Genomic DNA, 18,151 nt, shown 5'->3' with positions numbered 1-18,151 from the left:
TTCCCCCTGTGAGAGTAGGACGCCGCCAAGCTTCTATAAGGATCAGTTCCATTTGGAACTGGTCTTTTTTGTTTTTTCTTCTAACAGCATCATGATGTAAGCTGGGAACTTCTCTTCTGCAATCTCCATGTAGCGTTCAATCATGACGTAATCGTCGCTAATGTATTGAGACAGCAGCTCGTACCACCATTCTGTTTCGTAGCGGGCAATCATACTAAGGTTATACATTAATAAGTAATGGCTGATGATCTCAGGAATCCCTAGAAAAGCATCTCGTGTTGCCGGTATAAACCATTGATCCATTTCTAAATCATAATGAAGATGAGTAGCGAGTGCTGGGTTTTCTTCAAGAAATACATCAAACGTCAATTTCTTAGCCTCTCTCTGTTTGAGTTTCCAGCTTGTATGGAACTCAAAGTATTCAATAAAGCGTTCAGCAGACATGTTATAAAGTAATGGAATATGATCTTGAATCATCATTCCATTCGCCTTTTCCACTTTAACTAATGTCGAGGGCTGCTTTTGAAACTCAAGAATATGACTCATTTCAGGTATTTTGGACAGAAGATGGATCATTGTAAATCGCTCATCTTCAAGACCCTTTAAATGAAATAGATGCTTTAACACATGCATACATAGCCCGTTTCTTTGGATTTTCACTTCATCTTCGCTAAAGCGGTAATGCTGTTTTTTTCTCTTTCTCGATGTTACGCCATGAGCTAAAACAGAGGTTTGAGAAGGATAATGGGGATCAACTGTCAGCAAACATGCTTTTAGCAGCTGTGCCATTCCATAAAACAATAAAATGGGTTTAAGTTCTAAAGGTGCATTCGCAGCCTGCTCATAAAACGTATGGCCATGTTTTAGAAAGTAAATAAATCGTTCACAGTTTTTATAGGCTTGCTGATTTGCATCTGGAATGTTCCGTTTCTCATATTGTTGAAATAGAAACTTTTGGGAAGTTTCTAGCGAATAAAAACGTTTTAAATCCTTCCATCCTGAACTTTTCATCTTCTTCCTCAACTCTCTTTATATTTTCTAAAAATTGCAACTGTTTGTTGCTTCCTTGACATGCTGTTTGCTAGTTGATAATCTACATATAATATTTTGCCGAAAAGAGGGGGATTTACTAATGTGGGAAAGTAAATTTTCAAAAGAAGGTTTGACGTTTGACGATGTTTTGCTTGTTCCAGCAAAGTCTGAAGTACTTCCGCGTGATGTCGATTTATCAGTGGAGCTAACAAGTACATTAAAGCTAAACATTCCAATTATCAGTGCTGGAATGGATACAGTGACGGAATCACAAATGGCGATTGCAATGGCACGTCAAGGTGGTCTTGGTATTATTCATAAGAACATGTCCATTGAACAGCAAGCAGAACAGGTGGATAAAGTAAAACGTTCAGAGCGCGGCGTTATTACAAATCCATTCTTCTTAACACCAGAGCATCAAGTATTTGATGCAGAGCATTTAATGGGTAAATACCGTATTTCAGGTGTGCCGATTGTCAACAACGAACAAGACCAAAAGCTTGTTGGTATTATTACGAACCGTGACCTTCGTTTTATTTCGGATTATTCAATGAAGATTAGCGACGTGATGACAAAAGAGGAACTTGTGACAGCTTCTGTTGGTACAACGTTAGAAGAAGCTGAAAAAATCTTACAGCAATACAAGATTGAAAAATTACCTCTCTTAGATGACGAAGGAACGTTAAAAGGTCTTATCACAATCAAAGATATTGAAAAAGTGATTGAATTCCCTAACTCCTCTAAAGATGCACATGGCCGTTTAATTGTTGGTGCCGCTGTTGGTGTCACTGGCGATACAATGACACGTGTGAAAAAATTAGTCGAAGCCAATGTTGATGTTATTGTCATTGATACAGCACACGGTCATTCTCAAGGTGTTCTAAACACTGTATCGAAAATCCGTGAAACGTATCCTTCTCTTAACATCATTGCTGGTAATGTTGCAACAGCTGAAGCAACAAAAGCATTGTTTGAAGCAGGAGCAGATATTGTGAAAGTCGGTATCGGACCAGGATCTATTTGTACAACACGTGTTGTTGCAGGTGTTGGTGTACCACAAATCACAGCGATCTATGACTGTGCAACAGAAGCAAGAAAACATGGTAAAGCTATTATTGCAGATGGTGGAATTAAATATTCAGGTGATATCGTGAAAGCACTAGCATCTGGCGGACATGCTGTTATGCTGGGAAGCCTTCTAGCTGGTACATCTGAAAGCCCAGGAGAAACAGAAATTTTCCAAGGTAGACGCTTCAAAGTTTATCGTGGTATGGGTTCTGTTGCTGCAATGGAAAAAGGAAGTAAAGATCGTTACTTCCAAGAAGATAATAAAAAGTTCGTTCCTGAAGGAATTGAAGGCCGTACACCATACAAAGGGCCAGTCGTTGACACAGTGTATCAACTAGTTGGCGGTATTCGTTCTGGTATGGGCTATTGTGGAACACAGGATTTACGTACTCTTAGAGAAGAAGCACAGTTCATTCGTATGACGGGTGCAGGACTTCGTGAGAGTCATCCACATGATGTACAAATTACAAAAGAATCACCAAACTACACAATTTCTTGATAAATTGTGACAATCAAATTACATTTGACAGGGTCTATGACTCTGTCTATTTTTTTTGTCTTTATTGTGATAAAATTTATACTGTTGTGTTGAAATAAGCCCTTGTGGATTACATATATATGAAAAACGTCGAAAAAAGATGAATACGGAGGTATGACGATTGAACAGCAAGATGTTGAAACAGCTTATGGTCTCTATCCTTGCATTGGCATTGATTGTTACAGCATTTACACCAATGTCCAAAGCAAAGGCTGCTGAAGATCCATTCAGTGTGAATGCGAAAGCAGCGATCCTTATTGAAGCTTCTACAGGTAAAATTCTTTATAGTAAAAACGCAGATCAAAGACTGCCTATTGCAAGTATGGCAAAAATGATGACTGAGTATCTATTACTAGAGGCGATTGCTGAAGGTAAAGTGAAATGGGATCAAAAGTATACGCCAGATGATTATGTATACGAAATTTCTCAGGACCGCAGTTTATCTAACGTTCCTTTGAGAAAAGATGGTTCGTATACAGTAAAAGAACTTTATCAAGCAACGGCTATTTATTCGGCAAATGCAGCAGCGATTGGTTTAGCAGAAGTGATTGCTGGATCAGAATCGAAGTTTGTTGAAAAAATGAACGCAAAAGCAAAAGAACTTGGTTTAACAAACTACAAATTCGTGAATGCAACCGGTCTGGAAAATAAAGACTTACATGGCCAACAGCCAAAAGGTACTGGTCCTGATGAAGAAAGTGAAGTATCGGCAAAAGATATGGCATTGCTTGCACAGCATCTCATCAAAGACCATCCAGAAATTCTTGAAACAGCAAGTATTGCAAAAACAAAGTTCAGAGAAGGCACTGACGATGAAATGGACATGCCTAACTGGAACTTCATGCTTAAAGGACTTGTGAAGGAATATAAAGGTGTAGACGGTCTGAAAACAGGTTCTACAGATTCAGCCGGTTCTAGCTTCACAGGTACGGCTAAACAAGGTGACATGCGCGTCATTGCCGTCATCTTAAATGCAAAAGGTAATCTTCATACAGCACGTTTCGACGTGGCGAAAAAACTGTTCGACTATGCGTTTAAAAACTTCACGATGAAAGAAATGTACAAAAAAGGTCAACAAATCAAAGGACATGAAAACATCGCAGTTGATAAAGGCAAAGATAAAGAAGTACCTGTTGTGACGAAAGAAGCATTTTCTGTGCCAGTAAAAAATGGTGACGAAAAGAGCTATAAAGCAAAAGTAAATATCGAGAAAAAGAACTTAGAAGCTCCTATTAAAAAAGGAACGAAGGTTGGCATGCTGACGACTTCTTATTCTGGTGATGAGAAGGACTACGGCTATTTAAATAAAGACCAATCAGGTGTTGAGCTTGTGACGAAAACAGGCGATGAAAAAGCAAACTGGTTCATCCTAGCAATGCGCGGTGTAGGTGGATTCTTCGCTGGCATTTGGGGCGGAATCGTTGACACAGTAAAAGGTTGGTTCTAATAAAAAAACTGCTCTCTATTAATGAGAGCAGTTTTTTTATCGTTAAAAGAAGAGCGATTGCTTCTGATTTTGAGGAGTCGATAAAGCTTGCTGAAAAATATCACATAACTTTTCCACGCCTTCGGTCAGTGCTTTTTCATTCACATAGGAAAAGCTGAGGCGGATATAATTCTGCTTCGGCTCTCCAGGATAGCAGACAGAACCAGGCAGAAAGGTGATTTGCTGCTTGCGTGCTTCATGCAACAGTGCTCGTGTATCGACCCAGGAAGGAAAGCTAAGCCATAAATTGAGCCCGCCCTGTGGAATTTGCCACGTTACATCTTTCGGTGCGTGCTTCGTTAACACATCCATCATCAAATCGCGTCTCACTTTCAAGGCGGTTCTTAGTTTCTTCGTATGATCAATCATTTTCTTCGATGTCAGAAACGGCAATATGGCCTTTTGTGTGAGGAGAGGGCTGCCTAAGTCATTATTGGCCTTTGCAGCTAATAAACGGTTAAATATCGATCCTGAGGCTGTGATAATCCCGATTCTGCATCCTGGAGCCAGTGTTTTACTTAATCCTCGTAAATAAATGACGTGTCCATCATGATCCAAGCTTTTAATAGGTGCTGGTGGCTTCTTTTCAAAATAAAGCTCGCGATAAGGGTCATCTTCTACAATGAGACAATCAATACTTTGAGCTAGTAAGAGAAGCTGTTTTCTACGCTTCATCGACATACTGGCCCCTGTTGGACTGTGGAAAGTAGGAATCGTATAGATGAGTTTCGGTTTATATTTATCACAAATGCTTTGAAGCTGTTTCATGTTCATCCCTTCATGATCGACAGGGACGGTAATGATTCTTGCTCCTCTGCCCATAAAGACATCAATGGCCCCAGGGTATGTCGGTGCTTCCATGACCACCACATCATCCGGCCCAATAAACGTACGTGCCACCAAATCAAGCCCTTGCTGAGAACCACTTGTTACTAGGATATTTTCAGGTGTAGACGGCACATCCAACTTTTCTAAAAAAGACTGAATGACTTGTCGCAGCTGAAGGTCACCTTGTATCTCACCATACTTCGACATGATTTGAGGATGTCTGGCTAGTACATGCTGCATTTCTTTTTCTAAATACCGGTTGGGCAAAAGCCCTGGATCGATCATAGAGGAAGAAAGGTTAATGGCTTCTTCGACATAGTGATACTGAGCGAATTGAGACCGTGGTAAATAATCTGGAATCGACAACTGCCAATCGAAAGAGGTAGATGATGGAACCGGAATCTCTGCCTGCTCTTGCTGCTCATCCACAAAAGTTCCTTTACCTTGCACCGTCTTTAAATATCCGTCGTCCTTTAATCGGGTGTATGCCTTTGCTGCCGTGACAAGACTCACATTGAGCTGCTTAGCTAAGTCACGGACAGTTGGCAGCTTTTCTCCTTGCTGAAGCAAACCTGATTGAATGTGGTCAATGATTGAAAAGTAAATTTGATTTGAAAGAGATGTATCAGAGTGTCGATGGATATCAATATGCATGAAACCCCTCCATAGAATGCAACATTGTTATACATGAATTTTAATTGTTATAGTTGCATTATAGCATGTAAATCACACTTGAAAGAGAAAATGACATGTTTTTAGCTGGAAACCCTTTATATACAAGGGTTTATTCTTTTTTATCGGCTGTTTGAATTGTTATACTATTCTCTTTATTGTTATACTTTCTCGCTTGTATGATAAAGATGTTGAATTAATCGAATAGACAAATGGGAGGAAACTATTGTGAGCAATAAGGGAACTGAACGAGTGAAACGTGGAATGGCAGAAATGCAAAAGGGTGGCGTCATTATGGATGTCGTCAATGCGGAGCAGGCAAAAATTGCAGAAGAAGCAGGTGCGGTGGCAGTCATGGCACTAGAACGAGTACCAGCTGATATCCGTGCAGCAGGCGGTGTTGCCCGTATGGCAGACCCAAGAATCGTAGAGGAAGTACAAAATGCCGTAACGATTCCAGTCATGGCAAAAGCACGTATCGGCCACATCGTCGAGGCTCGTGTTCTTGAAGCACTTGGTGTTGATTATATCGATGAGAGTGAAGTGCTGACGCCCGCAGATGAAGAATTCCATTTAAATAAAAATGAATACACAGTACCTTTTGTCTGTGGATGCCGCGACTTAGGTGAGGCAACCCGCCGTATCGCAGAAGGCGCTTCTATGCTTCGTACAAAAGGAGAGCCAGGGACAGGCAACATTGTAGAAGCTGTTCGTCATATGAGAAAGGTCAATGCTCAGATTCGTAAAGTATCAGCCATGAGTGAAGATGAACTGATGACAGAAGCCAAGAACCTTGGCGCACCTTATGAATTATTGCTGCAAATCAAAAGAGATGGCAAGCTGCCAGTTGTGAACTTTGCAGCTGGAGGCGTTGCAACACCAGCAGATGCAGCGTTAATGATGCAGCTTGGAGCAGATGGTGTATTTGTCGGATCTGGTATCTTCAAATCAGACAATCCAGCGAAATTTGCAAAAGCGATTGTTGAAGCAACGACTCATTTCACAGATTACCGTCTCATTGCAGAACTTTCAAAAGAGCTTGGAACAGCTATGAAAGGAATTGAAATTTCAAATCTACTGCCAGAAGAACGTATGCAAGAGCGTGGCTGGTAATTAAGGGAGCGCAAACGAACATGCTGACAATTGGTGTACTAGGTCTTCAAGGAGCGGTCAGAGAGCATATTCAATCGATTGAAGCCTGCGGCGCAGAAGGAAAGATCATCAAACACGTAGAAGAGCTAGAATCCGTTGACGGTTTGATTATCCCTGGTGGAGAAAGTACGACGATGAGAAGACTCATGGATACGTACCAATTCATTGATCCGATCAAAGCCTTCGCTGCTCAAGGGAAACCGATTTTCGGGACATGTGCCGGTCTGATTATGCTGGCAAAGCATATCGAAGATCGAGAAGATGCTCATCTTGGACTGTTAAATGTATCTGTTGCACGGAATTCTTTTGGCAGACAGGTAGACAGCTTTGAAGCAGATTTAGAAGTAAAAGGACTGGATGCGCCGTTTACAGGGGTATTCATCCGTGCGCCTCATATCATCAGCGCAGATGATAGCGTAGAAATCATGGCTGAATATGATGGCAGGATTGTGATGGCGAAAGAAAACAATATCTTAGGCTGCTCCTTTCATCCAGAGCTGACTGACGATCACCGGTTAACACAGTTATTTGTAGACATGGTGAAGTCCTACAAAACGAAGCTTGCTGTATAAAACGGTTGAAAAGAGATAAAACTTATAGTACATTAAAAACACAATCAAAGATCGAAAAAGCGTTGACGGGAAATAGTAAGAAGCCCCTCTTTCTCAGAGAGCCGATGGTTGGTGAGAATCGGTGAAAGATGCATTCTGAATCCATCCTTGAGCGAAATGCTGAAACAAGAGAAGTAAGCATTTACGGTGATACCGTTACAGAGGAAAGAGGAAAGCATGCTTCTGCATGTTTTCAATCAGGGTGGCAACGCGAGAGCTCTCGTCCCTTTCATGGGATGAGGGCTCTTTTTATTTTTCGATAAAAAAGGAGTGTTATACATGCTGGATATTAAACAACTGCGCACGGACTTTGATCAAATCAAAGAAAAATTAGCACACCGAGGCGAAGATTTAGCGGATTTTGATAAGTTTGGTGAGCTAGATCAAAAAAGAAGAGAATTAATCGGGAAAACAGAAGAATTAAAGAGCCGAAGAAATGAAGTATCACAGCAAGTAGCCGTTCTAAAAAGAGAAAAGAAAGACGCCGATCACATTATTCAAGAAATGCGTGAGGTAGGAGATGAGATCAAGAAGCTGGATGATGAGCTAAGAACAGTAGAAGAAAGCCTGCAGCACATCCTGTTCTCAATTCCAAATATCCCTCATGACTCTGTACCAGTTGGTGAAACAGAAGACGACAACGTGGAAGTGAGAAAATGGGGCGAACAGCCAGCCTTCTCATTTGAACCAAAACCACATTGGGACGTAGCTGATGAGCTCAACATCCTTGATTTTGAACGTGCAGGAAAAGTGACAGGAAGCCGTTTCGTTTTTTATAAAGGGCTTGGCGCACGCTTAGAGCGCGCATTGTATAATTTTATGCTTGATTTACATGTGGATGAGTTTGGTTTTACTGAAGTGCTTCCACCTTATATGGTCAACAGAGCGAGCATGACAGGAACTGGTCAGCTTCCAAAATTCGAAGAGGATGCCTTTAAAATTCGCGAAGAAGATTACTTCCTCATTCCAACAGCCGAAGTCCCGATTACCAACATGCATCGTGACGAAATCCTCTATGGTGAACAGCTGCCAATTAACTATGCAGCATTCAGTGCTTGCTTCAGATCAGAAGCTGGATCTGCCGGCAGAGATACACGTGGACTTATCCGTCAGCATCAATTTAACAAAGTAGAGCTCGTGAAATTTGTCAGACCAGAAGATTCTTATGAAGAATTAGAGAAATTAACAAATCAAGCAGAAAAAGTGCTTCAGCTATTGAACCTGCCATACCGTGTCATGAGCATGTGTACGGGAGATTTAGGCTTCACGGCTGCGAAGAAATACGATATCGAAGTATGGATCCCGAGCCAGAATACGTACCGTGAAATTTCTTCATGCAGTAACTTCGAAGCATTCCAAGCAAGACGCGCAAACATTCGTTTCCGCCCAGAGCCTAAAGCGAAGCCAGAACATGTTCACACATTAAATGGATCTGGATTAGCGGTAGGAAGAACCGTAGCGGCTATTTTAGAAAACTATCAACAAGAGGATGGAACAGTAATCATTCCTGAAGTGCTGCGTCCTTACATGGGAAATAAAGAAGTGATGAAATAAGATGCCGCCAAGGCATCTTATTCTTTTTACCAAAAGTCCTACAGTTTTCCTGAATTTAGCCGATAAAAAGAGTAAAAGCTTCTAGGAAAGAAGGAATAATCTTGAATAGGCTTGACTATTATGTTGAAATGGCTCAATTACTTAGAAAGGTACTAGATGAAAGTATTCTTTTCGGTATCACGGATACAGAGAAGGTACTTTGTTATTACCCGTCTAACACAATAGATTTTGGTATGAAAGTTGGGGACCCATTGAACCCAGAAGACCAAAATGTGGCGACGACATTAAGAGGACAAGAATATGACGGTTACTTACCAGAAACACTATATGGTTATGAAGTTGCTGTAAAAGGTTACCCGATTTTTGATGAAGATAGAAAAGTAATTGGCTCTTTTTTAGTGGCATTTACATATCATCGTGAAAAAAAATTAAGCGGTTATATGGAGCAAATCAATAAAGTAGCGAAAGAACTCCAAGGTGGAATTGAGCAAATTGCTGCACATTCACAAGAGCTGGCTGCCACAAGTTTAGAAATAAGCGAACAGGCAGGAAGAGCGGAAGAGAAATCTGCGAATATTGAAGAAGTCGTCAAAACCATTGGCGGAATCGCTAGACAAACAAATCTGCTAGGTTTAAATGCTGCAATTGAAGCCGCAAGAGCAGGTGAGAATGGAAAAGGGTTCGCTGTCGTGGCTGATGAAGTGCGTAAATTATCAGATGGCTCGAAGGAAGCGGCTGAAACCATTAATACATTTTTAAAAGAAATCCAAGACAGCATTGGCACTTTGTCTGAAAACATCTCACAAATCAGCAGTTCAACAAATGAACAAGCCGAACAAGTGACAGACTTTACGAAGATTATCGAATCATTAAATGAGTTTAAAGTAGAGATGAATCAGTTTATTGAAGAAATGAGACAGGATATGAAATAGATCAAGAGCAGCCATCAATGGCTGCTTTTTTATAGGCAAATATCATGCCGAAATCACAAATTGAAATTTTTTTCGAAAAGATGTTGACTTCAAATAAAATGATATGGTATATTAATTCTTGTCGATACGGAGGAATACCCAAGTCCGGCTGAAGGGATCGGTCTTGAAAACCGACAGGGGTGTCAAAGCCCGCGGGGGTTCGAATCCCTCTTCCTCCGCCATATTGATTTTTTACCTTAGTTGAATTGAACGCAAGCATAAAAATTGGAAATTGTCAAACCGCTGCATTTCGCGAATGCAGCGGTTTTTTTTATTTTGTTTTAGAGCGATTTTTTTGAATAACAGAAGCTATTTCATGAAGAATGGGATCAAGTGAACTTTCATCATGAAGTAAGTCGTAATCTTCAATATTAATTTTAATCACTGGGCATAAATCAAATTGTTCGATCCACTCTGTGTATCGAGTGTACATTTCTTCCCAATAAGCCCGGTCAGTTTGAGTTTCCATTTCTCTGCCGCGTTCTTCAATACGATGTAAAATATGATCTAAATCCCCGTGCAGATAGATGAGGACATCAGGGTGAGGGAAGTAAGGTGTCATCACCATCGCCTCAAATAGGCTTGTATATGTTTCATAATCGACCTCAGACATCGTACCTTTGTCCGCATGCATTTTTGCAAAAATGCCAGTGTCCTCATAAATGGAACGATCTTGTACATATCCTCCGCCAGATTCAAAAATCCGCTTTTGCTCCTTAAAACGCTCAGCCAGGAAATAGACCTGTAAGTGGAAGCTCCATCTTTGAAAATCTGAATAAAAAGGCTCTAAATATGGGTTATCATCTACTTTTTCAAGAGACGTTTGAAACCCTAGCTTGTCCGCTATTGTTTTGGTCATAGTGGATTTGCCGACACCAACAGTCCCGGCAATTGTGATGACTGCGTCCTTTGGTATTTCGATCTTGTTCATAGCACTTGCTCCTTTATGTTCTGTACAATTTGCTGGTAATCTTGCTGTGAGGAAACGAAGTCTGTATGATCTCCTTCAATTGTAATGATAGGAAGCCCTGGCTCAGTCTGTTTTAAATGTTCAATGGCCAGCTCATAATCTTCAATGAGTGTTTTTAAATAAGCTGGGTCAATGTCTTCTTCAAAAGAGCGTCCTCTCATCTGTATTCTTTCAAGTAAGGTGGGAAGGCTGGCTTTTATATAGATCATGGCATTTGGTTTAGGAAGATCATCTGTTAGCAGGTGATAGATCTTTCTGTATTTATCCATGTGCTTTTTTGATAATGTTCTTTCTGCAAATATCATATTTTTATAGACATGATAATCAGTGACAACCGGCTGCTGTTTATTCACATAGTTTTCTTCAATTAATTCTAACTGTTTGAACCGATTGCATAAAAAGAACATCTCAAGCTGAAAGCTCCATTGTTCCATATCTTCATAAAATTTATCTAAGAATGGATTTTCTTCTACAATCTCTTTTACTAAAGGAAATTGAAATTCCTTTGCAAGCATTGTAGCCAAAGTTGTTTTTCCGGCTCCAATTGGGCCTTCCACTGCAATAAAAGGGGCAGGATACATAGGCGTTCTCCTCTATCTATAAAGTTAAAGTTGTCAAACCAATGTATATTGTACCATACCCCTTCTAATAGATAGAGCGAATGGATTACGATGTCGTTCTTTTTTCAATATTAAATTGATCTGATAATAAGAGCCAATTTTGTGGGAAAGATAGACCTAATTTCCAATAAGCAATTCCGTTCAAATTTAGCTCTTTGATGAGGTTGAATTTTGCTTGAATCGACCTAGCGTCTTCGAACCAGACTTCATGCTCTTTGTTGTTAGCATCTGTATAACGAAAATGAGGTGCTTGTGCTGTTTCGTCGTATAGGATAGAGACATTGTGCTGTCTAGCAAGTGCAATTGCTTGTTGAGGACTGACGGCTTTGGCGATCGGGCCGCCCTGGACGAAAGGAAGTGTCCAATCATAGCCATATAAATTCTGTCCCATTACAATTTTATTGGCTGGTATGACAGTTAGTGCATATTCAATGACTTGGCGGACAGGTCCAATTGGAGAGACAGCTTGTGCAGGTCCGCCGCTGTACCCCCATTCATAGGTCATCAACACAACATGATCGACGATCTTACCGATCGCTTCATAGTCATGGGCCTCATACCATTTGCCCTTTTGCTGACTACTTGTTTTTGGTGCAAGTGCAACAGATATTGTCCATCCTTCTTGATGAAAACGAGCTGTTGCCTCTCTTAAAAATTGAATATAAGCATTCTTATCAACAGGGCGTAAATATTCAAAATCAAAATGGATTTCCTTGAATTGATACTTTTTGGCAACACGAACAATTTCATTTAAAAATGCCGTTTTTACAGATTGATTAGTTAAAAGAATACGGCCAAGTTCATCACTGAATTTTTCATTCTCTAGATTCGTCACCACCATGGTTAATACAGTTCTGTTCTGAGCGGCAATCTGGGGTAGTTGGTCTAAAGGTGGTTCTCGCAGCGTCCCATCTCTTTGTGCTTGAAAACTAAAGACGTCTAAATGGGTTAAGTATGGGGAGGCCTCTCTGGCTGCCTGCTTTAAGTTTTCACTGACTTGATCTCCACGTGGTTCAATATAAGCATTAGAATTAATGTTCCTTTTCGGTCTTTGTGGAATATAGAGCAAGAAGCGAATAGGTAGTATCGCTTCAGGTCGAATTCTGTTCACACGTGCCAACTCTTCCACTGAGATTTGAAACCGTCTACCAATTTGATATAGTGTGTCATTTTGTTTGACCTCATAAAATTGACCTCTAATTGGAATGACAATTGTTTGTCCAATGACGAGTTGATTTGGTGTTTCGATTTCGTTAGTACGGATGATTTCATTGACTGTCGTTTTAAAACGCATGGCAATGTCGTTTAAAGTATCTCCTCTTTTGACAACATAAATTTGAATAGTCAACGCCCCCTTTGTTATTGCTAACAATTTATGAGGGTTATGGCTAAATCATGTTTGATTTTCATTCGTGATTTCCTTAGCGGTGGTGATTTTTGCTAGAAGGACGTTCTCCATCATCGTTAAAGCGTAGTCGTTATCTCTGTCGTCGTTTGAAGCGATACAATCTTTAGGTACAATTAGATTGTATTCTCGCATGTACGCGTCATTTGCAGTGAACAAAACGCATATGTTTCCGGCAATTCCAGTTAGAATGATGTCCTCAACACCTAATTCATTTAAGAGTGTCTCTAGTGCAGTACCGTAGAAGGCAGAATGCTTAGGTTTAATTAAGAAGTAATTATCTTTAGATGGAGTCATTTTCTCTAAAATAGGAGCGCTTCTTTCGTTTTTGCATGTTTCCAGAACAGCTTGGATATCAGCCTTCCAAAGTCCGTAGTGATCGTTGATATAAATGATTGGCCAATTTTCCTTGAAAGCATGTTCTTTAAGAGCTAAAATTTTATTGGTCATTTGCTCTGTTTTTTCTGCAAGCACATGTCCCATTTCAAAATCAAAATTATTAATCATGTCGATAATAAGCAGCGCCTTTTGGTGCTTTGACAAATTAAGACCCCCTTTAAAAGATTGTGATAATATGTTAACCTCAATTTCCTTTTAAAAAACATGAAAAGAGAGCCGTGCCATGACGAAAGATGAACAGTTTATGCAAGAAGCCATTTCCGAAGCCTTAAAAGCAGAACAAATAGGAGAAGTGCCGATTGGTGCCATCATAGTTGTTGATGACCAAATCGTGAGCCGGGCTCATAATTTAAGGGAAAGTGAGCAGCGTTCAATTGCACATGCAGAATTACTTGCTATTGATGAAGCATGTAAAGCGACAGGGAGCTGGCGTTTAGAAGATGCTGTTCTTTACGTTACGCTTGAACCATGCCCAATGTGTGCAGGTGCTATTGTTCTCTCTAGAGTGAAAAAGGTTGTTTTTGGTGCATACGATCCAAAAGGTGGATGTGCAGGTACTTTAATGAATTTATTGGATGATGAACGGTTTAATCATCAGTCTGAGGTCATCGGTGGTGTACTTGAAAATGAGTGTGGTGAGCTGTTAAGTCAGTTCTTCCGAAATCTCCGTCAGCGAAAGAAACAAGCCAAAAGTAAATGAATGGATGTCGTTTGCAATTTGAGCTATAAGAAGGTATACTTATGTCTGCGTCACTAACAATTTAATATTCATTTTGCCGTGCTAAGCGGGGAGGTAGCGGTGCCCTGTACTCGCAATCCGCTCTAGCGAGGCCGAATCCCTTCTCGAGGTTCGTTTACTTCAAGGTCTGCCTTAAATAAGTGGTGTTGACGTCTGGGTCCTGCGCAATGGGAATTCATGAACCATGTCAGGTCCGGAAGGAAGCAGCATTAAGTGAAACCTCTCATGTGCCGCAGGGTTGCCTGGGCCGAGCTAACTGTTTAAGTAACGCTTGGGGTAGCGAATCGACAGAAGGTGCACGGTAAATCAATATTAAATGTAACTCATCTAGTTTATCTAGGTGAGTTTTTTGTTGCTGTTCAAAGGATAGCTCAACTGCTTTAGTTATACAAATAGATAAAAAGTCTTTTTGGCGCCATTTGTTTTTTTCACTAATTGTAACAAGAACTGGTGTTCTATTTGGGGTTTCAGGTCTTTTCACAAAGCTAGAAAATACGTTTTTAATGCATGAAAAGTAGAAACTCTATAATTGAAATCATCTTTTTGGCATATTAGAAAATAAAGGTGTGCTTTTGAATTGATCGGTGCATCATGTATAATGAAAAGGATGATAAATGGAGGAGGGCGTATTTGTGAGTTATCAAGCTTTATATCGAGTGTTCAGACCTCAAGTTTTTGAGGATGTTGTTGGACAAGAACACATCACAAAAACGTTGCAAAATGCCCTTTTGCAGAAAAAGTTTTCTCATGCTTACTTATTTTCAGGTCCTAGAGGAACAGGTAAAACAAGTGCTGCCAAAATCTTTGCAAAGGCAGTGAACTGTGAAAAGTCACCTGTTAGTGAGCCATGTAATGAATGTGATGCCTGTAAAGGAATTACAAACGGTTCAATTTCAGACGTGATTGAAATAGATGCTGCCTCGAATAACGGGGTAGATGAAATCCGAGATATACGTGATAAAGTGAAATTTGCTCCTTCGGCGGTTACATATAAGGTTTATATTATAGATGAAGTACATATGCTCTCTATCGGTGCATTTAATGCCCTCCTTAAAACGCTGGAAGAACCGCCTGCTCATTGTATCTTTATTTTGGCTACCACAGAGCCTCATAAGATTCCTCTTACCATCATATCTCGTTGTCAGCGATTTGATTTTAAACGAATCACGACCAAAGATATTGTTGGAAGAATGGAGAAAATTGTAGATGCAGAAGGCCTAAACGTACAGGAGGGCTCGCTCGAGATTATTGCTAGTGCAGCTGATGGCGGTATGCGTGATGCACTAAGTCTCTTAGATCAAGCGATCTCATTTAGTGGTGAACAATTGACAATTGATGATGCGCTGCTCATTACAGGTGCTGTATCTCAGCATTTCATTAGTCAGCTTGCTGAAGCGATTTTTGATCAAAATATTGCCGCAGCGTTAGATACATTAAATGAATTGCTTCAGCAGGGGAAAGATGCTGCTAAATTAATAGAGGATATGATTTTTTACTTTAGAGATATGCTGCTTTATAAAACGGCACCAGATCTCGAGGGTGTCCTTGAAAAGGTAAAGGTCGACGAAAGTTTCGTGGCACTGTCAGATCGTGTGACACCTCAGTTTCTGTATGAAACAATTGAAGTCCTGAATAAAAGCCACCAAGAAATGAAATGGACAAATCATCCTAGGATTTTCTTTGAGGTAGCTGTTGTAAAGCTGTGTCAGTCAACAGCAGGATTGACACAAGGTCATGCTGACGCTGATTTAACGGCGCTAACAGATAAAATAAACAGGCTGGAACAGGAACTCTCAAGGCTAAGAGCCGAAGGGGTACCAATGTCTCCATCTCATAGCCTTCAAGAAAAAAAGGAAGCGCCTCGACCACAAACGAGTAACAAAAATGGCTATCGTGCTCCTGTCGGCCGAATTCATGAGATTCTAAAAGAAGCGAAACGGCCTGAGTTAGAAAAAATTAAAGGCAAATGGGGAGAGCTCCTTGCCCAGTTGAAACAGCAGAATAAAGTGTCTCACGCTGCGTTATTAACGGACAGTGAGCCAGTTGCGGCTGCTTCGCATGCCTTTGTTTTAAAATTCAAGTTTGAAATACATTGTAAAATGGTTGCTGAAGATAAAAGCGGTGTTCGAACCAATCTTGAACAACTGCTAGAGTCTATGTTAGGAAAAAGAGTGGAATTAGTTGGCGTTCCTGACGCTCAATGGGGTAAAATAAGAGAAGAATTTTTAAGAGATCATCAGCCAGATGAACAAGCAGATGGTCAGGGAACTTCTACTGAAGAGGATCCATTGATTGCGGAAGCAAAGAAATTAGTAGGAACCGATTTAATTGAAATTAAAGATTAATAAAAATGAAAGAGAGTGGTGTTCATATGCGCGGTGGAATGGGAAATATGCAAAAAATGATGAAACAAATGCAAAAAATGCAAAAGGATATGGCAAAGGCTCAAGAAGAGCTTGCAGAAAAAGTTCTTGAAGGTACAGCTGGTGGCGGTATGGTCACTGTAAAAGTAAATGGACAAAAAGAAGTCGTTGATGTAGCAATTAATGAAGAAGTTGTTGATCCAGAAGATATCGATATGCTTCAAGATCTTGTTCTTGCTGCGACAAACGATGCATTGAAAAAAGTCGATGAGCTAACGAATGAAACGATGGGTCAATTCACAAAAGGAATGAACATGCCAGGTTTATTCTAGGAGGAATAACTGAAGATGCAATATCCTGAACCAATATCAAAGCTGATTGACAGCTTTATGAAATTGCCAGGAATCGGACCGAAAACTGCGGTCCGTCTGGCTTTTTTTGTTCTTAGTATGCAGGAAGATGTCGTACTAGATTTTGCGAAGGCGCTTGTAAATGCAAAGCGTAATTTAACTTATTGTTCGGTATGCGGTCATATCACAGACCAAGATCCTTGCTATATTTGTGAAGATACAAGAAGAGATCAATCTGTTATCTGTGTAGTGCAGGATCCAAAAGATGTAATCGCAATGGAAAAAATGAAAGAATACAACGGCTTATATCATGTGCTTCATGGTGCCATTTCGCCAATGGACGGAATTGGTCCAGAGGATATTAAAATTCCTGACCTATTAAAAAGACTGCAAGACGATCAAGTGACAGAGGTGATCCTTGCAACCAATCCAAACATTGAAGGAGAAGCAACAGCCATGTATATCTCCAGATTGTTAAAACCATCAGGAATTAAACTCTCTCGCATTGCTCACGGACTTCCAGTAGGCGGAGATTTAGAGTATGCGGATGAAGTCACACTGTCTAAGGCTCTAGAAGGCAGACGTGAGATGTAGGAAGGAGAAGTACGGTACATGGGTTTTCTTCGCAGAAAATCAATTCGAAAAGAATTCGATGAGAAATTAATTCAACAGCTTTTTAAGCAAAAAGAAGAATGGAACAGACAAAAAAAGCTTGTCGCAAATAGCGTTGAGCCTTCACCGGACATTCTATTCGAATTAAAGCTTGCTCAAGCGAAGTACTTTTTCTATCTGAGAGAAGCGAAAAAGAGGAATTTACGTCTAAACAACTGGAAATAGCAGGTCTATTGTACATAATCCTCTCATATGCTTGTACTATTCATATGAAGAGGGGATGAGAGGATTATGGAACCTGTTATTGTGATTGGGTCAATTTTGCTGGCTGTGCTATTGTTGTTTATGTCAGGTGTGCAGGCGAATCCATTCAAATGGTTAGGGCTTATCGGAGTGAAGTTTGTGGCAGGCGCTCTTTTTTTATTTTGCCTCAACCTATTTGGCGAGAGTCTAGGATTACATGTCTCTATTAATCCTGTAACGAGTGGAATTAGTGGTTTATTGGGTATTCCAGGCGTAGCAGCTTTAATTGTAATTGAAAAGTTTATTATTTAATGAAAAATATTGTTGACTTTGATTCGGTAGGATGGTAAATTAGTATACGTCGCTGATGACGAAGAAACGAAAAAACATAACAACAAAAAAGTTGTTGACACTAACAACTTTGATGTGATAAGATGTTCTAGTCGCTTCTGAAGCGGTAAACAAGTTCTTTGAAAACTAAACAAGACAAAACGTACCTGTTAATTCGAGTTTTTATAAAAAAATCCTATGATACTTC

Annotated in this window: 17 protein-coding genes, 1 tRNA gene, 1 other RNA gene, 1 pseudogene and 1 other annotated feature; of the genes and pseudogenes, 14 read left to right on the top strand and 6 right to left on the bottom strand. The window is 40.2% G+C overall.

The genetic code is table 11. From position 1 onward, the window contains the following. Nucleotides 1-42 precede the first annotated feature (42 nt). Nucleotides 43-1,011 carry a YaaC family protein gene (locus tag QSJ46_RS19495; protein ID WP_047203778.1) on the bottom strand — a complete coding sequence of 323 codons (969 nt, stop codon included), beginning with the start codon at nt 1,009-1,011 and terminating at the stop codon, nt 43-45. Nucleotides 1,012-1,132: 121 nt separating this feature from the next. Here QSJ46_RS19495 and guaB point away from each other — a divergent pair, with 121 nt between their 5' ends. Further along, on the top strand, nt 1,133-2,599 hold the full coding sequence (guaB, locus tag QSJ46_RS19490) for an IMP dehydrogenase (RefSeq protein ID WP_024426749.1): 1,467 nt from the start codon (nt 1,133-1,135) through the stop codon (nt 2,597-2,599). A 160-nt stretch (nt 2,600-2,759) separates the two neighbouring features. Continuing rightward, complete coding sequence (locus QSJ46_RS19485; RefSeq protein ID WP_039175836.1) at nt 2,760-4,085, top strand: D-alanyl-D-alanine carboxypeptidase family protein; 1,326 nt, start codon at nt 2,760-2,762, stop codon at nt 4,083-4,085. Nucleotides 4,086-4,127: 42 nt separating this feature from the next. Here QSJ46_RS19485 and pdxR read toward each other — a convergent pair whose 3' ends face one another. Next, the gene (gene pdxR, locus QSJ46_RS19480; RefSeq protein ID WP_039175838.1) at nt 4,128-5,606 is read right to left on the bottom strand and encodes a MocR-like pyridoxine biosynthesis transcription factor PdxR; all 1,479 of its coding nucleotides are present in this window, start codon (nt 5,604-5,606) and stop codon (nt 4,128-4,130) included. Nucleotides 5,607-5,852: 246 nt separating this feature from the next. Here pdxR and pdxS point away from each other — a divergent pair, with 246 nt between their 5' ends. The 5 genes and pseudogenes from pdxS (at nt 5,853) to QSJ46_RS19455 (ending at nt 10,094) form a co-directional block, all read left to right on the top strand. Next, nucleotides 5,853-6,737 (top strand): pyridoxal 5'-phosphate synthase lyase subunit PdxS, encoded by an 885-nt coding sequence (gene pdxS / locus QSJ46_RS19475; protein ID WP_047203776.1) that lies wholly within the window; start codon nt 5,853-5,855, stop codon nt 6,735-6,737. Between the two features lie 20 nt (nt 6,738-6,757). Further along, entirely contained in the window at nt 6,758-7,348 is a 591-nt protein-coding gene (pdxT, locus tag QSJ46_RS19470; protein WP_212040612.1) for a pyridoxal 5'-phosphate synthase glutaminase subunit PdxT, read from the top strand. A gap of 53 nt (nt 7,349-7,401) precedes the next feature. Beyond that, nucleotides 7,402-7,618 (top strand) — a binding site (T-box leader). A gap of 48 nt (nt 7,619-7,666) precedes the next feature. After that, nucleotides 7,667-8,941, top strand: a complete 1,275-nt coding sequence (gene serS, locus QSJ46_RS19465) for a serine--tRNA ligase (RefSeq protein ID WP_285605194.1) — start codon at nt 7,667-7,669, stop codon at nt 8,939-8,941. Between the two features lie 596 nt (nt 8,942-9,537). Next, nucleotides 9,538-9,873, top strand: a pseudogene (locus tag QSJ46_RS19670) (methyl-accepting chemotaxis protein); the annotation flags it as partial. A 128-nt stretch (nt 9,874-10,001) separates the two neighbouring features. Continuing rightward, nucleotides 10,002-10,094 (top strand) — tRNA-Ser (locus tag QSJ46_RS19455). Nucleotides 10,095-10,183: 89 nt separating this feature from the next. Here QSJ46_RS19455 and QSJ46_RS19450 read toward each other — a convergent pair. The 4 genes from QSJ46_RS19450 to QSJ46_RS19435 all read right to left on the bottom strand — a co-directional run bounded on the left by QSJ46_RS19450 (nt 10,184) and on the right by QSJ46_RS19435 (nt 13,450). Then, nucleotides 10,184-10,843 (bottom strand): deoxynucleoside kinase, encoded by a 660-nt coding sequence (locus QSJ46_RS19450; RefSeq protein ID WP_039175851.1) that lies wholly within the window; start codon nt 10,841-10,843, stop codon nt 10,184-10,186. Then, the gene (locus QSJ46_RS19445) at nt 10,840-11,463 is read right to left on the bottom strand and encodes a deoxynucleoside kinase (protein ID WP_039175853.1); all 624 of its coding nucleotides are present in this window, start codon (nt 11,461-11,463) and stop codon (nt 10,840-10,842) included. The genes QSJ46_RS19450 and QSJ46_RS19445 overlap by 4 nt, the downstream gene beginning before the upstream one ends. An 85-nt stretch (nt 11,464-11,548) precedes the next feature. Beyond that, on the bottom strand, nt 11,549-12,796 hold the full coding sequence (locus tag QSJ46_RS19440; RefSeq protein ID WP_235436056.1) for a glycoside hydrolase family 18 protein: 1,248 nt from the start codon (nt 12,794-12,796) through the stop codon (nt 11,549-11,551). 99 nt (nt 12,797-12,895) lie between these two features. Further along, nucleotides 12,896-13,450 carry a cysteine hydrolase family protein gene (locus tag QSJ46_RS19435; RefSeq protein WP_039175857.1) on the bottom strand — a complete coding sequence of 185 codons (555 nt, stop codon included), beginning with the start codon at nt 13,448-13,450 and terminating at the stop codon, nt 12,896-12,898. A 79-nt stretch (nt 13,451-13,529) separates the two neighbouring features. Between QSJ46_RS19435 and tadA the strand changes: the two genes are divergently transcribed. The 7 genes from tadA to QSJ46_RS19400 all read left to right on the top strand — a co-directional run bounded on the left by tadA (nt 13,530) and on the right by QSJ46_RS19400 (nt 17,925). Next, entirely contained in the window at nt 13,530-14,006 is a 477-nt protein-coding gene (tadA, locus tag QSJ46_RS19430) for a tRNA adenosine(34) deaminase TadA (protein WP_034284264.1), read from the top strand. Nucleotides 14,007-14,082: 76 nt separating this feature from the next. Then, an RNA gene (ffs, locus tag QSJ46_RS19425) (signal recognition particle sRNA large type) lies at nt 14,083-14,347 on the top strand. Nucleotides 14,348-14,677: 330 nt separating this feature from the next. Continuing rightward, the gene (gene dnaX, locus QSJ46_RS19420; RefSeq protein ID WP_285605193.1) at nt 14,678-16,390 is read left to right on the top strand and encodes a DNA polymerase III subunit gamma/tau; all 1,713 of its coding nucleotides are present in this window, start codon (nt 14,678-14,680) and stop codon (nt 16,388-16,390) included. Nucleotides 16,391-16,416: 26 nt separating this feature from the next. Further along, a complete protein-coding gene (locus QSJ46_RS19415) occupies nt 16,417-16,740 on the top strand; it encodes a YbaB/EbfC family nucleoid-associated protein (RefSeq protein WP_008342011.1) in 324 nt (107 codons plus the stop codon). A 15-nt stretch (nt 16,741-16,755) separates the two neighbouring features. Beyond that, nucleotides 16,756-17,352 carry a recombination protein RecR gene (gene recR / locus QSJ46_RS19410; protein WP_003218094.1) on the top strand — a complete coding sequence of 199 codons (597 nt, stop codon included), beginning with the start codon at nt 16,756-16,758 and terminating at the stop codon, nt 17,350-17,352. Nucleotides 17,353-17,370: 18 nt separating this feature from the next. Continuing rightward, nucleotides 17,371-17,595: a YaaL family protein gene (locus QSJ46_RS19405; RefSeq protein WP_024425764.1), complete on the top strand. Its 225-nt coding sequence runs from the start codon at nt 17,371-17,373 to the stop codon at nt 17,593-17,595. A 66-nt stretch (nt 17,596-17,661) separates the two neighbouring features. Continuing rightward, a complete protein-coding gene (locus tag QSJ46_RS19400; protein ID WP_034284261.1) occupies nt 17,662-17,925 on the top strand; it encodes a pro-sigmaK processing inhibitor BofA family protein in 264 nt (87 codons plus the stop codon). Nucleotides 17,926-18,151: the final 226 nt, after the last annotated feature.

The sequence above is a fragment of the Bacillus sp. YKCMOAS1 genome (assembly GCF_030268125.1).
Classification (GTDB): Bacteria; Bacillota; Bacilli; order Bacillales; family Bacillaceae; genus Bacillus; species Bacillus safensis.
Note: the sequence above shows the minus strand (reverse complement) of the source record. Positions and strands in the feature narration are given on the sequence as shown.

Excerpts from the sequence above, each read along its gene's own strand:
- QSJ46_RS19495 (WP_047203778.1), bottom strand. The coding sequence starts at position 1,011 with ATGAAAAGTTCAGGATGGAAGGATTTAAAACGTTTTTATTCGCTAGAA.
- guaB (WP_024426749.1), top strand. The coding sequence starts at position 1,133 with ATGTGGGAAAGTAAATTTTCAAAAGAAGGTTTGACGTTTGACGATGTT.
- pdxR (WP_039175838.1), bottom strand. The coding sequence starts at position 5,606 with ATGCATATTGATATCCATCGACACTCTGATACATCTCTTTCAAATCAA.
- pdxT (WP_212040612.1), top strand. The coding sequence starts at position 6,758 with ATGCTGACAATTGGTGTACTAGGTCTTCAAGGAGCGGTCAGAGAGCAT.
- serS (WP_285605194.1), top strand. The coding sequence starts at position 7,667 with ATGCTGGATATTAAACAACTGCGCACGGACTTTGATCAAATCAAAGAA.
- QSJ46_RS19450 (WP_039175851.1), bottom strand. The coding sequence starts at position 10,843 with ATGAACAAGATCGAAATACCAAAGGACGCAGTCATCACAATTGCCGGG.
- QSJ46_RS19445 (WP_039175853.1), bottom strand. The coding sequence starts at position 11,463 with ATGTATCCTGCCCCTTTTATTGCAGTGGAAGGCCCAATTGGAGCCGGA.
- QSJ46_RS19440 (WP_235436056.1), bottom strand. The coding sequence starts at position 12,796 with ATGCGTTTTAAAACGACAGTCAATGAAATCATCCGTACTAACGAAATC.
- tadA (WP_034284264.1), top strand. The coding sequence starts at position 13,530 with ATGACGAAAGATGAACAGTTTATGCAAGAAGCCATTTCCGAAGCCTTA.
- QSJ46_RS19415 (WP_008342011.1), top strand. The coding sequence starts at position 16,417 with ATGCGCGGTGGAATGGGAAATATGCAAAAAATGATGAAACAAATGCAA.
- recR (WP_003218094.1), top strand. The coding sequence starts at position 16,756 with ATGCAATATCCTGAACCAATATCAAAGCTGATTGACAGCTTTATGAAA.
- QSJ46_RS19405 (WP_024425764.1), top strand. The coding sequence starts at position 17,371 with ATGGGTTTTCTTCGCAGAAAATCAATTCGAAAAGAATTCGATGAGAAA.
- QSJ46_RS19400 (WP_034284261.1), top strand. The coding sequence starts at position 17,662 with ATGGAACCTGTTATTGTGATTGGGTCAATTTTGCTGGCTGTGCTATTG.